21 protein-coding genes, 1 tRNA gene and 3 pseudogenes are annotated in these 22,300 nt (G+C 58.6%); 17 read left to right on the forward strand and 8 right to left on the reverse strand.

Annotated elements, in window-relative coordinates:
- Nucleotides 1–31: 31 nt before the first annotated feature.
- The 4 genes and pseudogenes from AC0V6U_RS04945 to AC0V6U_RS04960 all read left to right on the forward strand — a co-directional run bounded on the left by AC0V6U_RS04945 (nucleotide 32) and on the right by AC0V6U_RS04960 (nucleotide 2,186).
- Nucleotides 32–790, forward strand: coding sequence for a F0F1 ATP synthase subunit A (locus AC0V6U_RS04945; RefSeq protein WP_472645701.1), 759 nt, complete (start codon nucleotides 32–34; stop codon nucleotides 788–790).
- Between the two features lie 45 nt (nucleotides 791–835).
- A pseudogene (locus AC0V6U_RS04950) lies at nucleotides 836–1,064 on the forward strand (F0F1 ATP synthase subunit C).
- A 101-nt stretch (nucleotides 1,065–1,165) separates the two neighbouring features.
- Nucleotides 1,166–1,660, forward strand: coding sequence for a F0F1 ATP synthase subunit B family protein (locus AC0V6U_RS04955; RefSeq protein WP_472645087.1), 495 nt, complete (start codon nucleotides 1,166–1,168; stop codon nucleotides 1,658–1,660).
- On the forward strand, nucleotides 1,653–2,186 hold the full coding sequence (locus AC0V6U_RS04960) for a F0F1 ATP synthase subunit B family protein (protein WP_472645089.1): 534 nt from the start codon (nucleotides 1,653–1,655) through the stop codon (nucleotides 2,184–2,186). The genes AC0V6U_RS04955 and AC0V6U_RS04960 overlap by 8 nt, the downstream gene beginning before the upstream one ends.
- A gap of 154 nt (nucleotides 2,187–2,340) precedes the next feature.
- Here the strand turns inward: AC0V6U_RS04960 and AC0V6U_RS04965 are convergent, their stop codons facing one another.
- From AC0V6U_RS04965 to aroA, 7 genes and pseudogenes are all read right to left on the reverse strand, one after another.
- Nucleotides 2,341–3,333, reverse strand: a complete 993-nt coding sequence (locus tag AC0V6U_RS04965) for an NADPH:quinone oxidoreductase family protein (protein WP_472645091.1) — start codon at nucleotides 3,331–3,333, stop codon at nucleotides 2,341–2,343.
- A 5-nt stretch (nucleotides 3,334–3,338) separates the two neighbouring features.
- The gene (gloB, locus tag AC0V6U_RS04970; RefSeq protein ID WP_472645092.1) at nucleotides 3,339–4,097 is read right to left on the reverse strand and encodes a hydroxyacylglutathione hydrolase; all 759 of its coding nucleotides are present in this window, start codon (nucleotides 4,095–4,097) and stop codon (nucleotides 3,339–3,341) included.
- Nucleotides 4,098–4,294: 197 nt separating this feature from the next.
- Entirely contained in the window at nucleotides 4,295–6,004 is a 1,710-nt protein-coding gene (gene rpsA / locus AC0V6U_RS04975; RefSeq protein WP_472645093.1) for a 30S ribosomal protein S1, read from the reverse strand.
- Nucleotides 6,005–6,320: 316 nt separating this feature from the next.
- A complete protein-coding gene (locus tag AC0V6U_RS04980; protein ID WP_472645094.1) occupies nucleotides 6,321–6,944 on the reverse strand; it encodes a (d)CMP kinase in 624 nt (207 codons plus the stop codon).
- A 60-nt stretch (nucleotides 6,945–7,004) separates the two neighbouring features.
- Nucleotides 7,005–7,499, reverse strand: coding sequence for a DUF6985 domain-containing protein (locus AC0V6U_RS04985; protein ID WP_472645095.1), 495 nt, complete (start codon nucleotides 7,497–7,499; stop codon nucleotides 7,005–7,007).
- A gap of 63 nt (nucleotides 7,500–7,562) precedes the next feature.
- A complete protein-coding gene (locus AC0V6U_RS04990; protein ID WP_472645096.1) occupies nucleotides 7,563–7,829 on the reverse strand; it encodes a CBU_0592 family membrane protein in 267 nt (88 codons plus the stop codon).
- 130 nt (nucleotides 7,830–7,959) lie between these two features.
- Nucleotides 7,960–9,283, reverse strand: a pseudogene (gene aroA / locus AC0V6U_RS04995) (3-phosphoshikimate 1-carboxyvinyltransferase).
- Between the two features lie 189 nt (nucleotides 9,284–9,472).
- Here aroA and AC0V6U_RS05000 point away from each other — a divergent pair.
- The 9 genes and pseudogenes from AC0V6U_RS05000 to AC0V6U_RS05040 all read left to right on the forward strand — a co-directional run bounded on the left by AC0V6U_RS05000 (nucleotide 9,473) and on the right by AC0V6U_RS05040 (nucleotide 18,590).
- Complete coding sequence (locus AC0V6U_RS05000; protein WP_472645097.1) at nucleotides 9,473–9,814, forward strand: TIGR02300 family protein; 342 nt, start codon at nucleotides 9,473–9,475, stop codon at nucleotides 9,812–9,814.
- A 98-nt stretch (nucleotides 9,815–9,912) separates the two neighbouring features.
- Nucleotides 9,913–9,988 (forward strand) — tRNA-Ala (locus AC0V6U_RS05005).
- A 395-nt stretch (nucleotides 9,989–10,383) separates the two neighbouring features.
- Nucleotides 10,384–11,889: a signal recognition particle protein gene (ffh, locus tag AC0V6U_RS05010; RefSeq protein ID WP_472645098.1), complete on the forward strand. Its 1,506-nt coding sequence runs from the start codon at nucleotides 10,384–10,386 to the stop codon at nucleotides 11,887–11,889.
- A gap of 43 nt (nucleotides 11,890–11,932) precedes the next feature.
- On the forward strand, nucleotides 11,933–12,478 hold the full coding sequence (gene rpsP, locus AC0V6U_RS05015) for a 30S ribosomal protein S16 (protein WP_472645099.1): 546 nt from the start codon (nucleotides 11,933–11,935) through the stop codon (nucleotides 12,476–12,478).
- 119 nt (nucleotides 12,479–12,597) lie between these two features.
- A complete protein-coding gene (gene rimM / locus AC0V6U_RS05020) occupies nucleotides 12,598–13,113 on the forward strand; it encodes a ribosome maturation factor RimM (protein ID WP_486169388.1) in 516 nt (171 codons plus the stop codon).
- 290 nt (nucleotides 13,114–13,403) lie between these two features.
- Entirely contained in the window at nucleotides 13,404–14,372 is a 969-nt protein-coding gene (locus AC0V6U_RS05025) for a carbon-nitrogen hydrolase family protein (protein ID WP_472645101.1), read from the forward strand.
- Nucleotides 14,373–14,924: 552 nt separating this feature from the next.
- Nucleotides 14,925–15,774 (forward strand): annotated as a pseudogene (gene trmD / locus AC0V6U_RS05030) (tRNA (guanosine(37)-N1)-methyltransferase TrmD).
- Nucleotides 15,771–16,139, forward strand: coding sequence for a 50S ribosomal protein L19 (gene rplS, locus AC0V6U_RS05035; protein WP_472638870.1), 369 nt, complete (start codon nucleotides 15,771–15,773; stop codon nucleotides 16,137–16,139). The pseudogene trmD and the gene rplS overlap by 4 nt, the downstream one beginning before the upstream one ends.
- Nucleotides 16,140–16,316: 177 nt before the next feature.
- A complete protein-coding gene (locus AC0V6U_RS05040; protein WP_486169389.1) occupies nucleotides 16,317–18,590 on the forward strand; it encodes a S9 family peptidase in 2,274 nt (757 codons plus the stop codon).
- Here the strand turns inward: AC0V6U_RS05040 and AC0V6U_RS05045 are convergent.
- Nucleotides 18,550–19,479, reverse strand: a complete 930-nt coding sequence (locus AC0V6U_RS05045) for an alpha/beta fold hydrolase (RefSeq protein ID WP_472645105.1) — start codon at nucleotides 19,477–19,479, stop codon at nucleotides 18,550–18,552. The two genes, AC0V6U_RS05040 and AC0V6U_RS05045, sit on opposite strands and share 41 nt — an antisense overlap.
- Before the next feature lie 97 nt (nucleotides 19,480–19,576).
- On the opposite strand from AC0V6U_RS05045, the gene AC0V6U_RS05050 reads away from it, so the two are divergent.
- The 4 genes from AC0V6U_RS05050 to AC0V6U_RS05065 all read left to right on the forward strand — a co-directional run bounded on the left by AC0V6U_RS05050 (nucleotide 19,577) and on the right by AC0V6U_RS05065 (nucleotide 22,276).
- A complete protein-coding gene (locus tag AC0V6U_RS05050) occupies nucleotides 19,577–20,602 on the forward strand; it encodes an aspartate-semialdehyde dehydrogenase (protein WP_472645106.1) in 1,026 nt (341 codons plus the stop codon).
- Nucleotides 20,603–20,635: 33 nt separating this feature from the next.
- On the forward strand, nucleotides 20,636–20,806 hold the full coding sequence (locus tag AC0V6U_RS05055) for a hypothetical protein (protein WP_486169390.1): 171 nt from the start codon (nucleotides 20,636–20,638) through the stop codon (nucleotides 20,804–20,806).
- A 39-nt stretch (nucleotides 20,807–20,845) separates the two neighbouring features.
- Nucleotides 20,846–21,628 (forward strand): hypothetical protein, encoded by a 783-nt coding sequence (locus tag AC0V6U_RS05060; RefSeq protein ID WP_472645108.1) that lies wholly within the window; start codon nucleotides 20,846–20,848, stop codon nucleotides 21,626–21,628.
- Between the two features lie 93 nt (nucleotides 21,629–21,721).
- Nucleotides 21,722–22,276, forward strand: a complete 555-nt coding sequence (locus AC0V6U_RS05065) for an aspartate-semialdehyde dehydrogenase (protein WP_472645109.1) — start codon at nucleotides 21,722–21,724, stop codon at nucleotides 22,274–22,276.
- The last annotated feature ends 24 nt before the right edge of the window (nucleotides 22,277–22,300 follow it).

Here is a 22,300-nt window from a genome sequence, read left to right on the forward strand (position 1 = left end):
CGTGGCAGCCGAGGCAGGCAAAGTCGATCCGATGAAGCAATTCCAGCTCGAGCCAATGTTTGGTTCGTCGGGCTGGGAGATTGCCGGAATCAACATCGCATTCACCAATTCCGCATTCTGGATGGCCATCACAACGGTCCTGATCTGGGCATTTGTGTTCGGCGGCATGAAGCGTCAGCTGGTGCCAGGTCGCTGGCAGATGGCGGTCGAGAGCTTTACTGGCTTTATCGACGACATGCTCGAGGCAAACATTGGCAAGGCGGGGCGTAAATATGTGCCTTATGTCTTCAGCCTGTTCATGTTCATCCTGTTCGCGAACTTGCTCGGCCTGCTGCCGATTGGCTTGCTGGGTCTGCACCCGTTCACCTTCACCAGCCACTTCACCGTCACCGGTGTGCTCGCCATCATCAGTTTCTCGATCGTTCTGGTCGTTGGCTTTTGGAAGCACGGCATCAAGTTCTTCACGCTGTTTGTGCCGCACGGCACGCCAGCGCCGATGATCCTGCCGATTGCGCTGATTGAATTCTTCTCATTCCTCATCCGCCCATTCAGCCTCGCATTGCGGCTGTTCGTGGCGATGATGGCCGGGCACGTTCTGTTGAAAGTGCTCTCCAGCTTTGTGATCGACGGCGTAAACGCTGGCGTTGGCATTGGCCTGATGGTCAGCGTGCCAAGCTTTGCTCTAATGGTCGCAATCAGCGCTCTAGAAATTCTCGTAGCCGGAATTCAGGCCTACGTGTTCGCTCTTCTGACGTCGCTTTATATTAACGACGCAGAACACCTTCACTGAGTTTATCTCTCTAATTTATATATTTGATCCCAAGGAGTTTTTCACATGGAAGCAGAAGCAGCTAAGCTCGTAGGCGCAGGCCTTGCAGCAATCGGTGCCGGCGATGGCCGCAATTGGTGTTGGTAACGTGTTCGGTTCGTTCCTCGAATCCGCACTTCGCAACCCAGGCGCAGCAGACGGCCAACAAGGCCGCCTGTTCATTGGCTTCGCCGCGGCTGAGCTTCTCGGCCTGCTGGCATTTGTTGTCGCGATGATCCTGATCTTCGTTGCCTAATAGCAATTTCGGTATCCCGGCCTGCTGAACCAGCGGGCCGGGCCGCCTGAATTTCTATCGACGACATTTAAGATCCACTTCACAGGTTTCGGACCGCTCTCATGCCTCAGATAGCCCAACTCCCCGAGTTCTTATCGAGCCAGATTTTCTGGTCCCTGGTATTTTTCGGCCTGACATTCTTCGTCATCGGACGCGGAATGGTGCCCAAAGTGATGGGAACGGTCGAACTGCGTGACAATCAGATCGCTGACGATCTGGCTGCGGCGCAGGCCGCTCGTGACGCGGCGGATGAGCAAGAGGAAGCGTGGCGCAAGCGCGAGAATGAAAATCGCGCCGCTGCCCAGGCAACCATTGCTGAGGCCAAGACCAAAGCTGCGGCCAAAACCGAAGCGACGCTAGCAAAGGCGCAGACTAAGATCGATGCAAAGCTGGAAGCAGCCGAAGCAGCGATTTCTGAGGCCCGCACCAGCGCAATGGCTGAGGTTGAAACCGTCGCTGCGGAAGCAACGCAAGACATTGTCTCCCGCCTTGCCGGAGCCAAAGTCGACAAACGCACCGCGCGCTCTGCGGTGAAGAAAGCGCTCGCCAATGGCTAATGTGCTCACCCTTCTTGCTGGCGCTGCTGATGGTGCAAAGACCGCACCGTCGGCGCTGTTCCTTCAGGATTACCAGTGGGTTTCACTGGCGATGCTGGTGCTGATCCTGATCTTCGTTTGGAAGAAAGTTCCAAGCCTGATCACCGGCGGGCTCGACAAGAAGATCGCTGAAATCAAGCAGCAGCTTGACGAGGCCAAGAGCCTGCGCGCCGAAGCAGAGGCTCTGCGCGACGAATATGCGGCCAAGATCGCTGGCGCTGAAAAAGACGCCGAAGCGATGATGGAAGGCGCCACCCGCGAGGCGGATGCTATCCTGGTCAAAGCCAAAGAAGACGGCGCGGCTATGGTCGCTCGCCGTCAGCGTATGGCGGAAGACAAGATCGCAGCGGCTGAACGCGATGCGGTTGAAGAAGTTCGCAGCAGTGCAGTTGATGCCGCCGCCGCAGCTTCGCGCAAGATCATCGCTGACAAGCATGATGCCGATGCCGACCGGGCGCTGGCCGACGAGGTAATCTCAGCGATCTAAGCGCTTCGTTCGCTTGAAATGTTGGCTCAAGTTAAAGGGCGGTCCGTTTGGACCGCCCTTTTCGTGTTTGCGAGCCCCCGCGTAGGCGGGGGTCTCTTATGGATAAAGCGCGGACTTGATACAGGTCCCCGCCTTCGCGGGGACTCTCGTTTGGCTAGGCGCCCGGCTCAAACACCACTTTACCCACCAGTTCGCGGTTCGCCATCGCCTCAAAGCCGTCGCGCCAACGGGACAAGGGCAGGGTGCGGTCGATAGCAGGGGTTATCCGGCCCGCAGATGCTAGCTCTGCGATTGCGGCGTTGATGGCGCGGCCCCGCTCAGGAAAACGCCGGGCATACTCGCCAGCGCGCAAACCAACGATGGAGAAGCCCTTGATCAGCGGGATATTGGTCGCAACGTCGGCGATCCGTCCGCTGGTGAACCCCACCACAACCAGCTTTCCGGCAAAGCTGACGCAGCGTGTGCTTTCGTCAAACACATCGCCGCCCACGGGATCGAATACGATGTCGCATAGCTTTCCGCCGGTAATCTCGGATACCTGTTCGCGAAAGCGCCCTTCGGCGGTGATCACGGCGTCGGGCCTGTAGAGCGCAGCGATCCGATCCCGCTTGGAGTCGGCGCCGGTTGTAGCGATCACTTTCGCGCCGAACGCCTTGGCGAGATCCACCGCCGCTAAGCCGACACCGCCGCTCGCACCGTGCACCAACACCCATTTCTCGCCGCTAGCGCCGTCTAACAGCCCGCACAGCTCTACAAGCCCGGTGTAGGCGGTCGAGTAAGCCGCGCCCATTGCTGCGCCCTCGGCGAAGCTTACATTGGCAGGGAGAGGGGAGAGGCCGCGGGCGGGGATGCTTGCGAGCTCAGCGAAAGCTCCGGTCTTATTGCCGCCCATGACCCGGTCGCCGGGGGCAAAGCCGCTGTCCGGCTCCGCCTCAATGACTTCGTCGGCCATTTCCAGCCCGCTGACGAATGGCGGCTCTGGTTTGAACTGATACTCGCCGCGCGTCATCAGCAGGTCGGGAAAATTGAGCGACGCGGCGCGGACCTGCACCAACACCTCGCCCGAACCGCGCGCAGGCTCTGGCGCATCCATCAGCCTCACGCCTGATAGATCGCTCGATAGCGTCTCGACCGTGAGAGCCTGCATCGGGCTTAGAAATTATCCTTGGCGCTGCGCAGCGCGGCAAAGGTCTCATGCGGCTCGCTGCCGCCCCATTTCGCCATCATCGCCGGATCATCCGCGCGCAGGAATGGGTTCGTCTCAAGCTCGCGTTTCAGGACGGTGGGCACGGTCGGCTCACCGCGAGAGCGCTTGTCTTTGATCTCAGCGACGTAGTCTTGCAGCGCCGCATTGTCCGGGTCGGCGTGCAGCGCAAACTTCGCGTTCGCCTCGGTGTATTCATGCGCGCAATAGAGCGTCGTCTCGGTCGACATGCGGCGAATCCGGTCGAGGCTGGTCCAGAATTGCTTCGGCTCGCCCTCGAACATCCGGCCGCAACCAAGCGCAAAAACCGCGTCGCCCACGAAGGCCACGCCTTCCTCGACGATGTGATAGGCAATGTGGCCGTTGGTGTGGCCTGAAACATCGATGATCTCGGCGCGGTGCTCACCCAGATTGACGCTGTCGCCATGCGCAACAACGCGGTCGATGGGGGAGAGCTTTTCTACCTCTTTGGGCGCAAGCACGCGCGCACCGGTCGCCTCGACGATTTCCTTGTTCCCGCCTGCATGATCTGGGTGCCAATGGGTGTTCCAGATGTGGGTGATTTTCCAACCCTTGCTATCGGCCTGGCGCAGATATTCCTTCGCATCCGGCGTGTCGATCGCGGCGGTCTCACCGGTCACGGAATTGTGCACGAGGAAGCCGTAATTGTCGGACAGGCAAGGGAACTGGTGGATTTGGATCGTCATGTCGGGTCTCTCACGGGGAATGAAGCCCGATGATACGCATCTCGTGCTTACGATGGAAGCACCAATGAAAAACCCGCCGGCAGCAATGCCGAGCGGGTGTCTCTTTCAGTGAGTCCCCGCGAAGGCGGGGATCTCGTTAATCTAGGCACTATGCCATTGGAGGCTCCCGCCTGCGCGGGAGCTCGCCATTTCGCGGCTTAGTCGTCTGACTTCTTCAGAGCTTCGCCAAGGATATCGCCGAGTGAAGCGCCGCTGTCGGATGAACCGAACTGCTGTACCGCTTCCTTCTCTTCAGCGATCTGACGCGCTTTGATCGAGAAGTTCGGCTTCTTCGAACGGTCAAATCCGGTGACCATTGCGTCAACCTTGCTGCCGGTCTGGAAGCGATCAGGACGCTGCTCGTCGCGGTCGCGGCCGAGATCCGAACGCTTGATGAAGCCGGTTGCGCCGTCGTCGCCAACCTGCACTTCGAGGCCGCCATCGCGAACTTCGAGAACAGTGACAGTGACGGTTTGGCCCTTGCGCAGCGAATCCGCACCAGCGGCGCCGTCTGCGGTTGGTGCACCCTTTTCGAGTTGCTTCATGCCGAGGCTGATGCGCTCTTTCTCAACGTCAACGTCAAGAACGATGGCTTTGACTTCTTCACCCTTGCGGTGCAGCGCCAATGCGTCTTCGCCCGAGATGCCCCATGCAATGTCGGACATGTGGACCATGCCGTCGACATCGCCGTCGAGGCCAACGAACAGACCGAATTCGGTTGCGTTCTTGACTTCGCCTTCGACGATTGTGCCAACTGGGTGCTTCTCTGCGAACTCGTCCCAAGGGTTGCCTTGAGCTTGCTTGAGGCCGAGCGAGATGCGGCGCTTTTCGCTGTCCACTTCGAGGACCAGAACGTCGACTTCTTGCGACGTGCTGACGATTTTGCCTGGGTGAACGTTCTTCTTCGTCCAGCTCATTTCAGAGACGTGGACCAGGCCTTCGATGCCTGGCTCCAGCTCAACAAATGCACCGTATTCGGTAATGTTGGTGACGGTGCCAGAAAGCTTCGCGCCCATTGGGTACTTGGCGGCAACGCCGTCCCATGGATCGCTTTCCAGCTGTTTCATGCCGAGGCTGATGCGCTGGGTTTCTGAGTTGATGCGAACGATCTGCACCTTCACGGTGTCACCGATATTGATGACTTCGCTTGGGTGATTGACGCGCTTGTAGCTCATGTCGGTCACGTGCAACAGGCCGTCGATGCCGCCGAGATCGACGAATGCGCCGTAATCGGTGATGTTCTTGACGACGCCATCGATAACCTGACCTTCGGCCAGTTTGTCGATCAGCTCGCTGCGCTGTTCTGCGCGCGTTTCTTCGAGGACAGCGCGGCGTGATACCACGATGTTGCCGCGGCGACGGTCCATCTTAAGCAGCTGGAACGGCTGAGGCACTTCCATCAGCGGGGTAACATCGCGCACTGGGCGGATGTCGACCTGGCTGCCAGGAAGGAACGCAACAGCGCCATCGAGATCGACGGTGAAGCCGCCCTTGACGCGGCCAAAGATGCGGCCTTCGACGCGCTTGCCTTCGCCAAACTCGTTTTCGAGCTTGTCCCAAGCAGCTTCGCGGCGGGCGCGGTCGCGGCTGAGCATGGCTTCGCCATCAGCGTTTTCAACGCGGTCGACATACACTTCAACCTCAGAACCAACGCTGAGGCCGTGGTCGTCATCACCGCGGGAGAATTCTTTAAGTCCGACGCGGCCTTCTGATTTGAGGCCCACATCGATGATAGCCATACCGTTTTCGATGGCTGTTACGGTGCCTTTTACAACGCGGCCTTCAAAGCCACCGTCGTCTGCACCGCCAAGTTGTTCATTAAGAAGCGCTTCAAAATCGTCGCGCGAAGGGTTGGGCGAAGTCGCCATAGGTCAGGAAATCCTGTTTACATTTGCTACCGGCCACCGGTTTTTCCGGGGTCTTAAACCGTCTCTGAGCACCATTGCTCAGCCCAACGGGGCAAGAGGGCCGTAATCCGCATGAGGCCGAATGCGTTCATGCGGGTTCGAAACAATCGGGTATGATTGGGTGAACGGGGGCGCGCTTAGGCCAAGGGCGGCGCAAATGCAAGGATTTTGCGGTTTCAGGCCCCACCCCAAAGCCCGTCCGTGCTGAGCTTGTCGAAGCACTGCTTTTATCGAGCGAGTGCTGTGCTCGTGTGTCGACAGGCACAAGCGGGACAGATCAACCCTTGAGTTGCTGTTCCACAGCCGCGATCACCGCAGCGATAGCTTCCTCTTTGCCCATCGTCGTGGTGTCGATTACCATCGCATCGGGCGCGGCCTTTAGCGGGGCATCCTTGCGGCCAATATCGCGGTTGTCGCGGGCGATGATGTCTTGCTCAATCTCGGCCAGCGGAATTTCGATTTCGCGCCCTGTCATCTCAAGCCAGCGGCGGCGCGCGCGTTCGGTCGCGCTGGCTGTGATGTAGAGCTTAATCGGGGCGTCTGGCGCAATGACGGTGCCAATGTCGCGCCCGTCCAGCACCGCGCCGCCTTCTTGCGTCGCAAAGGCACGCTGGCGAGCGAACAGCGCCTCACGGACCTGCGGATGGATGGAAACACGGCTCGCAAGCCCGCCGCTTTCCTCGCTGCGCAATTGCTCATCGGCGAGCAAAGCATCGGGGAATTCACAAGCGGCCAGAGCGTCTGCAGGGTCATCGGGATTGCCCTGATTGATCGCAACTTGCCGGCCAACCGCGCGGTACAGCAGGCCCGTGTCGAGATGCGGCAGGCCGAAATGCGCCGCCAGCGCGATCGCGATGGTGCCTTTGCCAGAGGCGGTGGGGCCATCAACAGCGATGATCATTGTTTGGGACTAACTTTTATTGCGATTGGTCAAGGTAGCGGCGGAGGCAGGAATATGCGTTCAAACGCTAGCGTTCAATTCCATAAACTCCCAGTCGTGGAAGAATGCGCCCAATGCATGCTCAACGTCCCATTCGGTGTCGAATTTTACGAGAGTGACAACCTTCTTGCCTTCCAAGCCAATGGAAACGCCGCAAATAGTCGATGCTGACCATGCGTCTTGCGGGGTTACAATTGCTTGAATCCTGGCGATCTCGCTGGGATCATCGAAGAAATCTGCATATCCAGTTTCTGGGTCGGACAGAGCATCACGATATGGTTCAAGATGCTCTAGCAAATGGGGTGAAATAATCGGCATTAGTGAAGGAAGCTTGCTGGGTAGCTCCAACGCTGCTGCAACAACTTGGGCGTGCGGCGCTTCTCTTGTGCCCTCAAGGTCCAGAGATACTTTGAGACCGCGCTGTATCTCTATTTCGCCCTCCCATTCTTTCCCATGCCTAGTCAGAGGGCCAAGCGTTGGGTGCTCAATAATGACTTTCTTGAATAGTCCGAACATATGCAATCTCCGACGAAGAAAGGCTGGCAATAGGTTGCAATAGCTTAAGAAGTGTAGCCGCAGCTATTCTGACGCGGCCTTGCTCCTCATCCTGAGCGCCTTCACCAAACCAAACAGCGCAATCGCCGCCCAGAAGCCTTCCAGCACCAGGCTTGGCCAATTGGTGTGGACGAGCAGGCTGATCGTGAGCAGCGCAGCTCCAGTTAGGTTCGTGCCGTGCAGGATAAATGGGTTCGGCTTATCCTTCACCGTGAGATAGGCGTAGGCGGCGATGATGCAGGCCGTGCCGACGAAGCCGATGATCGAATAAATATCGAGCGGGGTGTTCATCGCTTTCCTCGCAATTCTGCGTCTTCGTCACTCTGAACTCGTTTCAGGGTCCATCCCCGGCGCGGCCCTTCGAAGATCGTTCTAGCGATGGATGCTGAAACAAGTTCCGCATGACGGGTGAGATAAGTCCTCAATTTGATGCCGCCTCAAGCAAATCCATAAAGCTCGGAAAGCTGGTGCCGATGGGTGAAGTGTCGTCCAAAGTCACACCGCCAGCGCTGGCAAGGCCCGCGACCGCCATGCTCATCGCGATACGGTGATCGAGATGCGTGGTGACCGTTTGTCCCTCAGGCGTACCGGGCAAAGGCTCTCCGCCGGTGCCATGGATCACCAGGCCATCCTCATTTTCTTCGACGTTTGCCCCGGCCAATGTGAGCGCGGCGGCCATTGCTGAGAGGCGGTCGCTTTCTTTCACGCGCAGTTCTTCGAGACCGCTTGTTCGCGTCGTGCCCTTGGCCAGCGATGCGGCGACAAACAGGACGGGAAACTCGTCAATCATGCTCGGCGCGATGGCTGGATCGACGTCAATTCCGCTCAGTTCAGAATGGCGCACGCGCAGATCGGCAACCGGCTCGCCGCCAACTTCGCGCGGGTTCACCTCATCGATGGAGCCGCCCATTTCGCGCAGCACTTGCACCAGGCCTGCGCGGGTCGGATTGAGGCCGACATTCTCGATCAGCAAATCGCTGCCCGGAACGATCAGAGCGGCGACCATGAAGAACGCCGCGGAAGAGGGGTCTCCCGGAACGATCACGTGCTGCGGCTTTAGGTCAGCTTCGCCGTGAATGCGGATGACGCGCGCGCCATCGTCTTGCTGTTCCACGTCCAGCTTCGCGCCAAAGCCCTTCAACATGCGCTCAGTGTGGTCGCGTGTGGGGACAGGCTCAATCACAGTGGTGATCCCCGGTGTGTTGAGACCCGCGAGCAGAACGGCGCTTTTCACCTGAGCGCTGGCCACTGGCAGAGTGTACTCAATCGGCACAGCGGGCAGGGCGCCTCGCATCATCAGCGGCAGAGTGCCACCTTCGGAGCTTTCAAAGCTCGCGCCCATCAGGCTCAGCGGATCGATCACGCGGCCCATTGGCTAAGCCAGACAGGCTGGCATCGCCAGTAAACGTCGCTTTGATCCCGTGGCTGGCGATGATTCCCATCAGCAGGCGGGTGGAAGTGCCAGAATTGCCCATGTCGAGCGCTTCACCCGGCTCCAGCAATCCGCCAACGCCCACGCCGCCAATGTGCCAAGTGCCATCATCATCACGCGAAATCTGCGCGCCCATCGCCCGCATCGCGGCGGCGGTGGCCATCACATCCTCACCCTCTAGCAGGCCGGTCGCGGTGCTTGTCCCCACGGCAAGCGCGGAAAACATCAAAGCGCGGTGGCTGATCGACTTGTCGCCGGGCACGCGCAGATTCCCGCGCAAAGGGCCAAGGGGGGCAAAGGTGTGAGCGGGCAAGATGCAGCTTTCTGAAAAATATTACGCGATGAAATAAGCGCGGCGTCTTTGACAGTCACCCACGCATCTGGCAAGGCGCGCCGACTTTGGAGCGGGGCTCTTGAACTACACCTCAATCGGCCCCACAAACCACACCATATTTTTGCCCGCGCCAATCGCGGCTCGCGGCGTTAACTCGAGGATTAATTGATGGCGAAGCCAGAATGGGGCACCAAGCGTTCTTGTCCCAAATGCGGAGAGCGCTTTTACGATCTCGGCAATGATGAGCCGGTCACCTGCATTGAATGCGGCGAGACCTGGTCTCCTGAGCCTGTGCTCAAGACCAAGCAGCCAATTCCATTTGAAGCCGACGACAAGAAGAAGGACGGCGAAGCCGATACCGATCTGGGCGGCGACGACGATGATGAGCTGAAAGACATCGAGAATATCGATGACGGTGAAGATTCACCGGACAATGATGTTGATCTGGGCGGCGATGATGATCTTGGCGTTGCCAAGGGCAAAGGCGACGACGAAGATCACGAGAATTAATTAAGGCTTGCCTTTCGAGGGGGTAGCCCATAATGGGCTGCCTCCTTGCGAAAGCGGGGCGCTGGTCTTACGTCAGTAAGCCAGACACATCGATGATAGGGGCCTTAGCTCAGCTGGGAGAGCGCAACACTGGCAGTGTTGAGGTCAGCGGTTCGATCCCGCTAGGCTCCACCATCGAACCGGATATGTTGGTATCCGGCCATTATCGGGCTGCAAAGAGCAGTTCCCTTGCGCTTCCGGTGCTCACGATCTGTCTGATCGCTGCGCTCCGGTTCTCGGGAGCCCCCTTTTCGCCGCGATACTGACCGAATATCAACACACCCGGATACATGGGTAAAATTGGGGCATATCCCCGCGCTGGCCAACGAGGTTTCGTTCGCGCGGCGTTTTTTGCGTTTAATTCTCGCCGTGCGCGGCAAGTGAGGAGTTGAAGACGATGTTTGACAATTTGTCCGACCGCCTTGGCGGGGTCTTCGATCGTCTTGTCGGAGCGTTTCCAGCAAAAGTGGGAACCGGTTTTGCGGTTCGGAAACGCGACCAGATAAAACGCAAGCAAGGAGCATTCGGCAATGTTTGACAATTTGTCCGACCGCCTTGGCGGGGTCTTCGATCGTCTTAAGGGCCGCGGCGCGCTTAAAGAACAAGACGTGCGCGACGCAATGCGCGAGGTCCGCGTGGCTTTGCTCGAGGCCGACGTGGCATTGCCTGTGGCGCGGCGTTTCATCGATGCAGTGACGGAAAAGGCCGTTGGCCAGGACGTTCTGAAATCGGTCACACCGGGCCAGCAAGTCGTCAAAATCGTCCATGACGAGCTGGTCGACATGCTCGGCGGGCCAGAGACCGAAGGCCTGATCTTGGAGGCAAAGCCGCCGGTTGTGATCATGATGGTCGGTCTGCAGGGCTCTGGTAAGACGACGACCACCGCGAAACTCGCAAAGCTCATCAAGGAAAAGCACGGCAAGAAGGCCATGATGGCCTCGCTCGACGTTAATCGCCCAGCTGCTCAGGAGCAGTTGGCGGTTCTGGGTGAGCAAGTCGAAACCGCGACCCTGCCGATCGTCGCTGGTCAGCAGCCAGTCGACATCGCACGCCGCGCTATGGAGGCTGCGCGCCTTCAGAACTTCGACGTACTGCTGCTCGATACCGCGGGCCGTCTGCATGTCGATGAAGCTCTGATGGCCGAAATGAAGGCTGTCTCCAGCGTTTCTGAGCCGACCGAAGTGCTGCTGGTGGTTGACAGCTTGACCGGTCAAGACGCTGTAAACGTTGCGCAAAGCTTTAGCGGGGAAGTCCCGCTGACCGGTGTGGTCCTTACCCGGATGGACGGCGATGCACGCGGCGGCGCTGCGCTTTCTATGCGCGCGGTGACTGGCAAGCCGATTAAGTTTGCAGGCACGGGCGAGAAGCTCGACGCGATTGAGGCTTTCCGCGCAGGCAGCGTGGCCGACCGTATCCTTGGCATGGGCGATGTCGTCAGCCTGGTCGAAAAAGCCGCTGCGACGATCAAGGAAGAAGACGCTGAGCTGCTCGCCAAGCGCATGTCGCAAGGGCAATTCGACCTCAATGATCTGCGTATGCAATTGCAGCAAATGCAGAACATGGGCGGCCTCGGCATGCTGGCAGGCATGATGCCGGGCATGAAGAAGGCGAAGGCGGCAATGGCCGCAGCCGATATGGACGACAAAGTGCTGCTCCATATGGACGCAATCATCGGCTCTATGACGGCCAAGGAACGCGCCAATCCCGCACTGATGAATGCCAAGCGTAAGCGGCGCGTTGCTGCGGGTAGCGGCACCGAAGTTCCGCAGGTCAACAAGGTGCTGAAGATGCACCAGGAAATGGGCCGAGCGATGAAGCAGATTAAGAAAATGGGCGGTCTGAAAGGCCTCGCATCCATGTTTGGCGGAGGCGGCGGCCCAGGCGGAATGATGAGCGGCCTACCCGGCATGGGCGGCGGTGCTGGCGGGCCTGGCGGTTTGCCGGGGCTGGGCGGTCCGGGCGGCGGTTCTGGCGCTCCCGGAGTGGATCCGAACACGCTGCCCCCTGAATTACGTGATATGTTGAACAAGAAGTAATTTTAAACGATTTCAAGAATTTGAGACTGGAAAGGTATCTATAATGGCAATTGCACTGAGGCTCTCGCGCGGTGGCGCAAAGAAGCGTCCTTATTACCGGATCGTAGCGGCAGACAGCCGCGCACCACGCGATGGTAAGTATCTGGAGCAAATCGGCGTGTACAATCCGCTGCTCGCCAAGGACGACGAAGGCCGCGTAAAGCTCAACGAAGACCGCGCGAAATATTGGCTCGGCGTTGGCGCACAGCCATCAGACCGCGTTGCGCGTTTCCTCGATGCTGCTGGCATTCGTGAGCGTGAAGCTCGCAACAACCCGAACAAAGCGAAGCCAGGCGAAAAAGCGACCGAGCGCGCTGAAGAGAAGGCTGAAAAGGCTGCTGCCGCTAAGGAAGCGGAAGAAGAAGCGAAGAACGCCGCTGCAGAAGAAGCAAAGGCTGCTGCAGAAGCACCAGCAGAAGAGCCTGCTGCTGAAGAAGCGCCTGCTGAAGAAGCTGCTCCAGAAGCTGCGGCTGAAGAAGCACCAGTTGAAGAGGCGGCTGCTGAAGAAGCTCCAGCGGAAGACGCTGGCGAAGAAAAGTCTGAAGGCTAAGCTCCAATGCCTTACCCCGCTCACCCTGAGCCTGTCGAAGGGTTGTTCTTCTTTCGGACATGTCTTTCCAGAAAGAAGTGCGGTGCTTCGACAAGCTCAGCACGAGCGGGGCTGGGGTGTTGAGCGATAAGTCCATCGAGCTGGCCGCCATCACTGGCGCGCATGGCGTGGCGGGCGAAGTCCGGCTGAAACTGTTTGGCGAGGGCGTGGAAGCGCTCTCGCAGCATAAGAGTTTCACCGCCGGCAAAGACGGGCGTGTCCTGACGCTCAAGAAAATCCGCTCCGACAATAAGGGCGGGGCGGTCGCCCGCTTCGCCGAAGTGTCCGGGCGCAATGATGCAGAGAAGCTGCGCGGAACCGTGCTGATGGTCTCGCGAGAGGCCTTGCCAGACCTTGCCGAGGGCGAGTTCTACCACGCTGACCTTCTTGGCCTGGAGGCCTTCACCGACGCGGGTGACCGCGTGGGCACCGTCGTGGCGGTCGAGAATTTCGGCGCGACCGACGTGATCGAGATCGTCCGCGAGCCGCCGCCTGAAAAAGGCACCAAGACCTTTATGGTGCCGCTGATCGATGCGGCCGTGATCGAATGGGACACAAGCAGGCTTGTGATCGCCGCCGATTTCTCTGAAGGCTAGTGAATGATTTGGATTGTAGGGAGCGCGGCAGTTGTCACATGGTTCACTGCTTGGGTTTTGACCTTTAACGGTATCCGGCTCTTTTGGTCAGCATTGGCTGCGCCATTGCTCGTTATTCTTCTTTGGATCGCTGGCATGATCTATATTATCACGCCGTTTTGTAGAGACATAACGACTTGTGACGGAGGGGGGATGCTTGCGTTCACAGCGAACATGGTTGTCCTACTTGGAATCGCATCGATTACGGCCCTAACAACGTGCGTTTTCTTTGGACTTGTAAAGGCTCGAAAATGACCAAACTCCCCGTCGCTATTTGCCAAGCCGCACCGATCCCCTTGGCGATTGGAGCAGGCATCACAAAGGCCGCCGAACTCTCTGAAAAGGCGATCAAAGACGGCGCGAAACTGGTCGCCTTTGGTGAGACCTTCCTTGGCGGCTATCCGCTGTGGCTGGACGAGTCCCCCGGCGCGGCCTTGTGGGACCATCCGGGCACGCGCGCATGCCACGCGATCATGCTCGAAAACGCGATTGTCGCGAATGATGAGCGGCTGCTGCCGCTGCAGGAGCTGTGCGACGCGCATGACGCCTGCATCTCCATCGGCGCGCATGAGCGGGTGCGCTCCAGCCTGTACAACAATCAGCTAATGCTGCGCCCGGGTGAGGCTCCGCTGGACCACCGTAAGCTGGTGCCGACGCATGGCGAACGCCTGATCTGGATGCGCGGCGATGGCTCGACCCTGGGCGTGCATCAGGCGGAATGGGGCAAGGTCGGCAATCTGATTTGCTGGGAGCATTGGATGCCGCTGGCGCGCGCAGCGATGCACAATCTCGGCGAAGCGGTGCATGTCGCCGCGTGGCCGACCGTGCGCGAGGAATATGCGCTCAATTCGCGCCATTATGCGTTTGAAGGCCGCTGCTTCGTGCTCGCCGCAGGACTGGTTCAGCAAAAAGCCGACCTGTTTGAAGGCCTGGAACTAGCGGAAACCGGCAATGCCGATGTGGACGCGGCCCGCGAGCTGATCGAAGCAATCGGGAGCGACGTGCTAAACCGCGGCGGCAGCTTCATCGCCGCCCCCGATGCGCGCGTTCTTGCGCAAGCAGGCGAGGACGAGGAAACGCTCCACGCCGAGCTGGATTTGTCAGAGATCGGCGCGAATTTGACGAGCCTCGACACCGATGGCCATTATTCCCGCCCGGATGTGTTTGAACTTAGTGTCGATACGCGGGCAAAGGATGGGGTGAATTGGTCGAGTGAGTGATCCGATTTCAGAGCGAAATCCTGTTCCACCTTCGGCTCACGGGGTGTCAAACGGTTCGAGTGCTATCGAAGCTGCAATGCCATATGTAATTGTTTATGGGATCGCAGCATTGGTTGTTGGAGCACTTTCGCTTGCGTTTGGGTGGCTGATGCTCCGGCATGTCCATTCCGAAAATCACAAAAAACGGTTTTGGATCGCAGTCCTCGCGCCCCCAATAATCCTCACAATCAGTTTGTATGGATTGGCTGCAGTTTCAGTCCAGCAGGGTAAAGCGCAACATATCTTGGACGCTCCGCTCAGCGTGCATTTGCTTTGTCCCTTCGTCTTCGTGGTTTCATGGGCGGTGGTGGCTTGCTGCAATCGCTGGATTAGTAAGCGCAAATTGAGAACCGTGAGTTTGGCTTTCGACTAGAAAACAATGACCTTCGCCGCAAACCCAATCCCGCGCATCCTGAGCTTGTCGAAGGATTGCACTTTAATTTTTCTGCCGGTGCGGAAGAGGAAGGCAGCCCTTCGACAAGCTCGGGGCAAGCGGAGATAGTGAACTAGACTATGACCTTCGCCGCCACCATCCTCACACTCTATCCTGAGATGTTTCCCGGCCCGCTTGGCGCTAGTCTGGCGGGAAAGGCCATGGCCGAGGGCAAATGGTCGTGTGACACCGTTCAAATCCGCGATTTTGCGCTTGATAAGCACAAGAATGTCGACAGTCCGCCAGCGGGCGGCGGCGCGGGCATGGTGCTGAAATGCGATGTGCTGGCGCGGGCCTTGGACAGTGTCACTCAAGCACAGTCTCTAAAGCCCTCCCTCCTTCAGGGGGAGGGTTGGGTGGGGGGCAATACCAGGCGAGCCCCACCCCCAAACCCCCTCCCCTAGAGAGGAGGGGGCTGCTTCGGATATCCCAATTCTGGCCATGACGCCCCGCGGCAAACCGATAACTCAGGCGCGCATCCGTGAGATCGCAGCTGGGCCCGGCGTCACGCTGCTGTGCGGGCGGTTCGAAGGCTTTGACGAGCGCATTTTTGAAGCGCGGCCCCAGATTGAGCAGGTTAGTCTCGCTGATATCGTCTTATCGGGCGGAGAAATGGCTGCGCTGACCATACTTGATGCTTGCATTCGGCTGCTTCCCGGCGTAATGGGCGCGCCTTCAAGCGGTGCTGAGGAGAGCTTTGAAGAAGGCCTCCTTGAGTATCCGCACTACACCCGACCTCAAGAATGGGAAGGGCGCACGATCCCTGAAGTGCTGCGATCGGGGGATCATGCGAAGATCGCCGCTTGGCGCAAAGCCATGTCGGAAGATCACACTCGGTTACGCAGGCCGGATCTATGGGAGCGTCATGAGGATGCTCGGGTCCAGTCTGCCTCTGGCGCGCGGCGAAAAGAAAAGGACACGGACCAGTGAACCTGATCCAGCAAATCGAAGCCGAAGAAATCGGCAAAGTGACCAAAGAGATTCCTGAGTTTCAGGCCGGAGACACCGTGCGTGTCGGCGTGAAAGTCACCGAGGGTAGCCGCGAGCGTATCCAGAACTTTGAAGGCGTTGTCATTGCGCGGTCGAACCGCAGCATCAACAGCAACTTCACCGTGCGCAAAATGAGCTTTGGCGAAGGCGTGGAACGTGTGTTCCCGCTGTACGCGCCAATCGTCGACAGCATCACCGTGGTTCGCCGCGGCGTTGTGCGCCGTGCGAAGCTCTACTATCTGCGCGGCCGCACCGGTAAGCGGGCTCGTATTGCTGAGCGCCGCGAGAATGCGCCAAAGGCGTAAGTCTCACACCGAGAGATTGGAAAGGGCGTTCTGGGAGACCAGGGCGCCCTTTTTCGTTGAAGACATTGATTTTCTGCCCCGTCATTGCGAGGACCGTCGGCAACGAAGCGATCCAGCGCCTGACCCTGGATTGCCGCGCAGCCGGTGGCTGCTCGCAATGACGAGGTGTCTTTTGGAATGCGTCTTTCTTTTCTTGCTGCAGCCGCAATGCTCTCAGCCCCAGCCATCGCGGATGATCACACAGTGACTGATACGCCAGAGCTGACGTTTGAGCGCGTCTTTGCCTCGCCATCGCTGAATGGGCTTGCCCCGCGTCAGGCTAAACTGTCGCCCGATGGGCGCTATCTCACTGTGCTGCGCAACCGCGATGATGAGCGGGAGCGCTACGACCTGTGGGGCTATGACCGGGAAACCAGCGAGTGGACTATGCTGGTCGACAGCGAAGCGCTGGGGTCTGGCCGCGAGCTCAGCGAAGATGAAAAGATGCAGCGCGAGCGGGCGCGGGTTGGCAACCTCAAAGGCATCATCAGCTATCAATGGGTTAGCGATGGTTCGGGCGTGCTCGTGCCGCTGGATGGTGATCTGTACCTCGCGAAGCTCGACGGGGAGGTGACGCGCCTGACCGACACAGAGGAAAGCGAGCTTAACCCCAAGCTGAGCCCCACGGGCGGCTCTGTGTCATTCGTGCGCGAGCGTCAGTTGTGGGTGGGCAAGGTCGGCGAGGCCGCCGCCCCGATTACGCCGAAGGAAGGCGACACCATCCGCTGGGGCGAGGCGGAGTTTGTGGCTCAGGAAGAAATGAGCCGGATGGACGGCTATTGGTGGGCACCGGACGACAGCCGCCTGGTCGTACAGCGCACCGACGAGGAGCGGGTCGGGATCGTTACGCGCGCAGCAATCGGCGCGGCAGGCACGAAAGTGTTTGATCAGCGCTATCCCGTTGCGGGCAGCGACAATGCGATTGTCGAGCTGTTCGTGATGGACCCTGATGGTGGCAACCGTGTGAAGGTCGATCTGACCAGCAACCAGAGTCCTGAACATTACAACATCGAGGATCCAACTGACTTCTATCTCGTACGGGTGAATTGGTCGCCAGACGGTGGTCTGTATGTTCAGCGCCAAAATCGCCAGCAAACCGTTCTTGATATGCTCAAGGTCGACCCGTCGACGGGGGCAAGCGAGGTCTTGTTCACTGAAAAGGCCGCGACCGAGGATTACTGGATCAATATCGAGGACAATTACAGATTTCTCAAAGATGGATCCATGATCTGGTGGTCTGAACGTGATGGTTTCGGCCACCTCTATCGCTTGGATTTTGACGATGATGGTGTGCAGACCCATCAAATCACGCAAGGTGATTATGTTGTCAGCAATCTGGTCGGTGTTGACCAAGATAGTGAGACTGTTTTCTTCACCGCCAACAGAGTTAACCTGCGCGACCAGAGCGTCTATTCTACGAGCTATCGCGAGCTTTCCGGCTTTCCAACAGCGCTGACGATTGGTGGCTATCAACATAGCGCAGCGATGGATCAGGCTGGCAAATCTCTGTTGATCAGCCGCTCGCGTCACGATCAACCGACGCAGAGTTACCTCGCTCAGCAAAATGGCGACAGAATTGCATGGGTTGAAGAAAACGCATTGGATGCCAGCCACCCCTATACCCCATATCTCGCCAGCCATCGTCCCGCTGAGTTCGGCACAATCAAGGCCGCCGATGGCACGACAGATCTGCATTACAAGATGGTCACGCCAGAGATGGAGCCGGGCAAAAAATACCCGGTCTTCTATTATCACTATAGCGGGCCAGGGCCGCAGGTGGTGACGAGTGGTTGGGACGGCGCATTGCAGCAAGCCGTCGTTGATGCTGGCTATATCTGGTTTGAGCTAGACAATCGCGGCAGCGCCAATCGCGGGGTCGCATTTGAGCAGCCGCTTTATCACGCGATGGGCGGCGTTGAGGTGGACGATCAGCGCGAGGGTGCAGAGTTCCTAAAGACGCTCGATTTCGTCGATGGGGGCAAGATCGCGCTCTATGGCTGGTCCTATGGCGGCTATATGACGCTGAAGCAGATGCAGGCCGATCCGGGACTTTATGCCGCCGGGATCAGCGGCGCTCCGGTTACCAAGTGGGAGCTTTATGACACCCACTATACAGAGCGCTACATGGGCGATCCGCGCGAAGTGCCAGAGGCCTATGAAGCAGCCAGCGCCATTCCTGATGCCACCAAGATCAGCGATCCCTTGCTGCTGATCCACGGCATGGCGGATGACAATGTGGTGTTTGAAAACTCATCCGAGCTCATTTCGGTTCTGCAAGAGAACAATGTGCCGTTCGAAATGATGCTCTACCCGGGCTACACGCACCGGGTTTCTGGCGAGAATATCTCGCCGCATCTGTGGAACACGATCTTCACTTTCCTCGAACGGAACGGCGTGACGCCGCCGGAATAGGCACGCGCGATTGGGCGAGCCATTCCAGCGCAGTCGCGGCGACCTCGCCGGGCGCTTCGACTTGGGGGTAGTGCCCCACGCCGGGAATCAGATGCGCGCGAGCGCGGGGCACAATTTCGCGCCATTTGTCATAAGCGTGCTTGCCAGAGACGGGATCGAGCGCGCCGTTAATCAGGCCAATCTTCTCCTGCGCCTCGACCAGCGCCGCCTCCCAGCGCTCCTTATGCGTGCGCCGGTCCGCGATGTAATGCAGCAGCTTGTGGGTCAGCCGGTTGCCGCCATTGTGCGCGATGAAATCCCAAAATTCGTCCAGCTCCATCTCGCTGGGCTGAGTGTCTGGCCCAAACACTTCTGAAAAGCTCTGGCCAAAGCGTTTGCGGTTCAGCAGCAGCGCGAGCAGAAAGCCGACCGGTGACACGCCCAGTTTTTGCGCCGGGCGAGGGCGATGCTGGTCGGGGAAAATTCCGCCGTTGAGGAACACCATCATGCCGAGCTGCTGCGCGCCAGAGCCGTCTTGCTGGCGGGCGAGCAGTTCTTGACCAACGGACACGCCGTAATCGTGGACCAGAGCGTCAAACTCTCCAATGCCGAGATGCGCAAGCAGAGCCTCTTGCACATCGACCTGGGCATGGATGGTATAGCCATTACCGCCAAAGCCGCCGCGCGGTTTGTCTGACAAGCCAAAGCCCAGCATGTCGCAGGCGATCAAATGATGTTTTTCGCCCAGATCCTCCCACGTGCGGGCCCAATCAGACGAGCATGTGGGATAGCCATGGACCAGCAAAAGCGGCCTCGCATCGCCATTCCCGCCGGTCCAATAGGCAATCTGGTGCCCTTGAAAGCCGAAATAGCTCGCTTTCTCGCGCCAATGCGCGATACCGCTCTGCATACGTTTCCCCTCCTGATGTGCCCAAGAAACTCTTGCCAAGGCATGTTAGGCGCGGCAGCGCACAACGTGAAGTTGAATTTCCATTGGAGTATGTGATTTGGGTTACCGGGTGGCTGTGGTCGGTGCGACTGGCAATGTCGGACGCGAGATGATGCAAGTGCTGGCAGAGCGCGAGTTTCCGATTGAGGAAATCGCCGCTGTGGCCAGCTCGCGTTCGCAGGGCAGCGAAGTGGAATTCGGCGACACGGGCAAGATGCTCAAATGCCAGAATATCGAGCATTTCGATTGGAATGGCTGGGATATTGCGCTATTTTCCGCCGGGTCCGGCCCGGCAAAGGAATATGCGCCAAAGGCCGCGGCAGCAGGCTGTATCGTCATCGACAACTCCTCGCTTTACCGCATGGAGCCGGACGTTCCGCTGATCGTGCCAGAGGTCAATCCGGATGCGATTGATGACTATACGAAGCGCAATATCATCGCGAACCCGAACTGTTCGACGGCCCAGCTGGTCGTGGCGCTGAAGCCCTTGCATGATGCGGCCAAGATTAAACGCGTCGTCGTCTCAACCTATCAATCGGTGTCTGGCGCTGGCAAATCCGGCATGGACGAGCTGTTTCAGCAAAGCCGCGCAATCTTTGTCGGTGATCCGGTAGAGCCGGAGGTCTTCACCAAGCAGATCGCTTTTAACGTCATCCCGCATATCGATGTCTTCCTGGACGATGGATCGACCAAGGAAGAATGGAAGATGATGGTCGAGACGAAGAAAATCCTCGACCCGAAGATCAAACTCAACGCGACGTGCGTGCGCGTGCCAGTGTTTGTCGGCCATTCCGAGGCGATCAATATCGAGTTTGAGAATGAGCTGTCGGCGGAGCAAGCACAGGAAATCCTGCGCGAGGCACCGGGCATCATGCTGATCGATAAGCGTGAAGACGGCGGATATGTGACGCCAACCGAAAGCGCCGGTGATGGCGCAACCTATATCAGCCGCGTTCGCGATGATCCGACGGTCGAAAACGGCATCACTTTGTGGTGTGTGTCAGACAATTTACGCAAAGGCGCGGCATTGAACGCCGTGCAGATCGCCGAATTGCTCGGGCGGAGGCATTTGAAGAAGGGCTAGATTATGCTGCGAGATCGGATTGGGCGTCTTGGTATGACGCTGGCGTTTGCGCTTTCCTTGCAGGGCGTTGCCGCCTGCGCTCAGGCGCCTGAACCGGTCCCAGATTCTGAACGGTCGGCGCAAACCGTCGATACCGATTTGCAGCATTTCATCTTCATTGGCGGGGCGGAGCTCTCCAATCACGAGGACCTGCTGGCGCGCTAGGATATCGCGGGCGCGCAGGTCGTCTACAACTGGCGCCGGTTGGAACCGCGCGAGGGCGAATACAATTTCGAGAAGATCGAGCGAGAGCTGGAACTCGCGGACAGCATGGGCAAGCGGCTGTTCGTTCAGTTGCAGGATCGCTTCTTCCTTCCAGAAAGCCGCTATCTGCCCGATTATCTGCTCGAAGAGCCGAAATATGGCGGCGGACTGGTGCGTCAGACAGACAATGCTGGCGAGGGCAAGGCGCAGGGCTCTGGCTGGGTCGCCGCGCAATGGAACTCGCATTTGCGCGCCCGTTATCAGGCCTTGTTGGCGGCCCTGGGGGAACGGTTTGACGGCCGTATCTATGGCCTCAACCTGCCGGAAACCGCGATCGAAGTGCCAACGGGGAAGGGCGCTCCCGAAGGCTTCACATGCGATACCTATTTCGAGGCTCAGATGGAAAATCTGGGCGCGGCGCGCGCGGCGTTCGAGCGGTCGCTGGTGGTGCAATATGTCAATTTCTGGCCCTGCGAATGGGAAAATGACCGGCAATATATGAGCCGCCTGTTTGAGCTCGGAAAAGCCGAGGGCATTGGCATGGGCGGCCCGGACATCATCCCCTATCGGCGCGGACAGCTGAAGAACGCCTATCCCTTCCTTGAGCGGATGGGCGATGACTTGCCGGTTGTTGCAATGGCCGTGCAATCGCCGACGCTGACCTATACCAATCCAGAAACGGGCAAGAAATTCACGCGCGCGGAATTTGAGGATTACGCGGTGAACAATCTCAACGTCGACATCATCTTCTGGAGCCTCCGGACGCCTTGGCTCAAGCAATAGCGTGGGGCCGTGTGGCCTATGCAATTAGCGCTCAAGCAAGTTGACGAGCGGTCTGCAAACCGCAATCGTGGCAGTTCAATATTACGAGGCATTATGCGGATTACTTTTCTATTTTTCGCCGGATTGCTGCTGGCGAGCTGCGATAGCGGCACGGTCCCAAGCCCGAGCGAGCGCATGAATGAACGTGGTGACCCGGCAGCGCCCGTGATCGCCGACAATGCTGTTGAACTGCGCGCAGAGGGGTTGGCCGCCGGGTCAGAGGCGTTTTTCTTTTCTGCCGGCCGCAGCGAAGTCGAAGGCGCTTTGATCGCCAGTCTGGGCGAGCCAGAGGGCCGCAATATCGGCGAGGAATGCGGAGCAGGCCGCATGGAGTTCACCAGCTTCCCCGGCGCGTTGACGGTCAATTTTCAGAACGGCTTTTTGGTCGGTTGGGTGCTGGGCGAGCAGGAAGGCGGCGCAAGCATCGCTTTGCAAAGCGGCCTCAAACCCGGAGCGCCGCGCAGCGAAGTGGAGGGCACCACGGGATTTGCCCTGATCACCGACAGCACGCTGGGTGAGGAATTCGCGCTGGGCGGCAAGATTGGCGGCTTTCTAGAGGAAGACCGACTGACCATGCTTTATGCCGGGACGCAGTGTTTCTTTCGGTGACGCATTTTGGGTAGAGATTTTTAC

This window comes from Erythrobacter sp. W36, assembly GCF_057364935.1.